The sequence below is a fragment of the Streptomyces sp. URMC 126 genome (genome assembly GCF_051386555.1).
Lineage (GTDB): Bacteria > Actinomycetota > Actinomycetes > Streptomycetales > Streptomycetaceae > Streptomyces.
Genome location: NZ_JBPQTX010000500.1, coordinates 1 through 3,274 on the forward strand (window position 1 = coordinate 1; position 3,274 = coordinate 3,274).

A 3,274-nucleotide genomic window follows, 5' to 3' on the forward strand; every position below is an offset into this window, starting at 1 on the left:
GGGTCGGGCGGGCAGGGGTTGCCGGGCCCGCCGGTTCCCCGGCCGGTATCCCCTCCGTCCGGCCGGTGTCAGCGAGCGCGAGGCGACGACGAGCGGACGGCGAACGACGAGCGGACGGCGAATGACGCCGTCGTACCCGACGAGTGACCATCGAATACGGACTGACGAATACCGACTACTGACTGACGACTACTGACTGCTGAAGACCAACGACCAACGACACCGCCGGCACCAACGGGAAGCCCACACCGGCCGGCCCGACCCCGAGCAAGCGCGGCACGAGCCGCCCGCACCGCACCGAAAGGCCACCGCACCATGGCGCTCCCCGCCATCACCCCCTACCCCATGCCCGGCGAGGCCGACCTCCCCGCGAACAAGGTCGACTGGACCGTCGACCCCGACCGCGCCGTCCTGCTCGTCCACGACCTCCAGAACTACTTCCTCGGCGCCTTCACCGCCGACGCCTCGCCGGTGACCGAACTGCTAGCGAACGTGGCCCGGTTGAAGAAGGAGTGCGCGCGGCTCGGCATCCCGGTCGTGTACTCGGCGCAGCCCGGCGGCCAGAGCCCCGACGAGCGCGGTCTCCAGCAGGACTTCTGGGGGCCCGGTCTGCCCGCCGACGGGCACGCCGAGGCGATCGCCCCGGCCGTGGCGCCCGAACCCGGGGACACCGTGCTCACCAAGTGGAAGTACAGCGCGTTCGTCCGCTCCGACCTGGCCGAGCGGATGGCCGGACAGGGCCGCGACCAGCTCGTCCTCGTCGGCGTCTACGCGCACATCGGCGTCCTGATGACGGCCTGTGACGCGTGGATGCGCGACATCCGGCCGTTCGTCGTCGCCGACGCCGTCGCCGACTTCTCGGCCGAGGACCACGCCATGGCCCTGCGCTGGGCCGCCGCCAAGTGCGCCGTCGTCACCACGACCGACCGGGTCCTGACGGGCGCCGAGGGGAACTGACGGCCATGTCCCCGAACCGAGACCGGCGCCGCCCCCGGCGGCCGGGCCGCCGCCACGACGGCGGGTACCCGGCGGCTCCCGCGACGACCCCGGGAGCCCGACGGTGACCGTACGCGCCCTCGACCGGTTCCTCCTCCCGGCTCCCCCCGCCCGGGGGGAGGCCGTGCCGGAAGGCACCGCCCTGGAGGACGCCGCCGCGCGGAACACCGCTGCCGCGGCGGCCGTCCACGAGGCCGCCGCACCGCGCGGGTTGCGGCTGACGGCGGCCCAACGGGAGCTGTGGGCACGGCAGGCCCGCGACCCCAGGGGCGCGGCGCCGGTCACGGCCGCGTACCGGGAGATCCACGGCCCGCTCGACCCGGTCCTGTTCGCGGAGGCCCTGCACCGCACGGTCGGCGAGACGGACGCGCTGCGGATGCGGATCGTCGACACCCCGGACGGCCCCCGCCAGCGGCCGATCGCGATCGAGCCGCCGGGGCACGGGTTCCCCCTGTGTGCCGCGGACCTGCGCGGTCAGGGGTACGTGATGGAGGAGCCGGTCGCGGTGGGGCGGTGGCCGGGCTCGGGGAAGGACCGGGAGGCGGGGGCGGACCAGGCGGACGACCGTCGTTCGACGGACGGGAGCACCGGCGGTACCGGCAGCTGCGGTGGTGCCGGCGATAGCCGTGGTGCCGGTGAAACGGACGGACCCGAGGACGCGGAAGCGGTCCGGACCGCGCTGGCGTGGATGCGCGCCGACCTGGACCGGGGTTTCGGCACGGCCGACGGACCGCTGTTCGCGTACGGGCTGTTCCGCGTCGGCGACCGGCGCTGGCTCTGGTACCGGCGTGTGCACCGGGCCCTGCTCGACGCGCACGGCCACCGGCTGGTGGACCTCCGGGTGGCCGAGGTCTACACGGCCCTGGCGGCCGGGGAGGACCCGGGCCCCAGCCCGTTCGGCCGCCTCGCGGACCTCGTCGCCGAGGAGGCGGCCTACCGCGGCTCCGCCGCGCGCGACCGGGACCGCGCCTACTGGCGGAACCGGCTGGCCGGCCTGACCGCCGACGACAGCCACGAGGAGCGGCCGCCGGCCATGGCACCCGGAATGGCGCCGGGTACGCCGACGGGCATGCCCCCGCGTGCGCTCCTCCGCACACCCCCGCACACTTTTTCGGGCGCACCCGCCGGTTTCGAAGCCGACCGTCCCGCCCCCCACGACCTCCGCCTCGACCCCGAGGCCACGGCCGCGCTCCGCGAGCTCGCCGCGTCCGTCCGCGGTTCCTGGACCGGGCTGCTGCTCGCCGCCCACGCCCTGCACCTGTGCCGCACGACCGGGCGGCACGACGTCGTCCTCGGCCTGCCCCTGACGGGCCGTACGGGACCGGCCGCGCTGCGCGTGCCCGGAGCCGTGCGCAACACCGTCCCGCTGCGGCTGACGGTCAGCCCCGACGCCACCTTCGCCGACCTGGTCCGGCAGGCCGACGTCGCCGTCCGCGAGGCCCGGACCCACCAGCGCTACCGCCGCGCCGACCTCCGTCGGGACCTCGGCCTCCCCGCCGCGCACCCCGCCCTCACCGGGCCGTCGACCGACGTCGTCCCGGCCGGGGAACCGATCGCCTTCGCCGGCGCGCGCTCGACCCTGCACCCGCTGGCGACCACCCCGGCCGGCCCCCACGAGGAGGTCACCGTCACCTTCCTCGGCACGGCCGACGGCGGTCTCCGGCTCGTGGCGGAGACCGGGCGCCCGGCCCCGGCCGGACGCGCCGCATCGCTGCGCGCGCTCCACGGCCTGCTGACGCGCCTCCCCGGCCACGACCCCCATGTACCGCTCTCCGCCTTGTCGCTCGTCCCTGACGAGGAACACGAACGTGCCCTTCGCGAAGGCAACGACACGGCCGTCGTCCTCCCGCCCACGACGGCGATCGGCCCGTTCGAGGCGTACGCCGCCCGGACGCCCGGCGCCACCGCGCTGGTGGCCGGTGAAGAGCGGCTGACGTACGGGGAACTGAACGCCCGCGCCAACCGCCTCGCCCGTCACCTCGCCACCCTCGGCATCCGCCCCGGCACCTTCGCCACCGTCGGTCTGCCTCCGTCCGTCACCTCGGTGGTGGCCTTGCTGGCCGTCCTCAAGGCGGGCTCCGCCTGCCTCTTCGAGGCGGGCGGAGAGGGGTGTGATGACGATCCGCCGAGCCACGAACCGCGCAAACCGCACACAACAGGCGAACCGTACGGCGAGGGCCTCACCCCCGCCTGCGTCCTGACCACGCTCAAGGCTCCTCCCGCCCGCCTCGAAGAGGCAGGCGGAGCCCGCCTTGAGGACGGCCAGCAAGGCCACCAC

Annotated in this window: 2 protein-coding genes; both read left to right on the plus strand. The window is 75.5% G+C overall.

Going from position 1 to position 3,274, the window contains the following annotated elements; all coding sequences use genetic code 11:
• Positions 1-315 precede the first annotated feature (315 nt).
• Complete coding sequence (locus ACSNOK_RS31965) at positions 316-957, plus strand: isochorismatase family protein (protein WP_436784288.1); 642 nt, start codon at positions 316-318, stop codon at positions 955-957.
• Between the two features lie 103 nt (positions 958-1,060).
• On the plus strand, positions 1,061-3,274 hold a 2,214-nt coding region (locus ACSNOK_RS31970), incomplete at its 3' end, for a condensation domain-containing protein (RefSeq protein ID WP_436784289.1).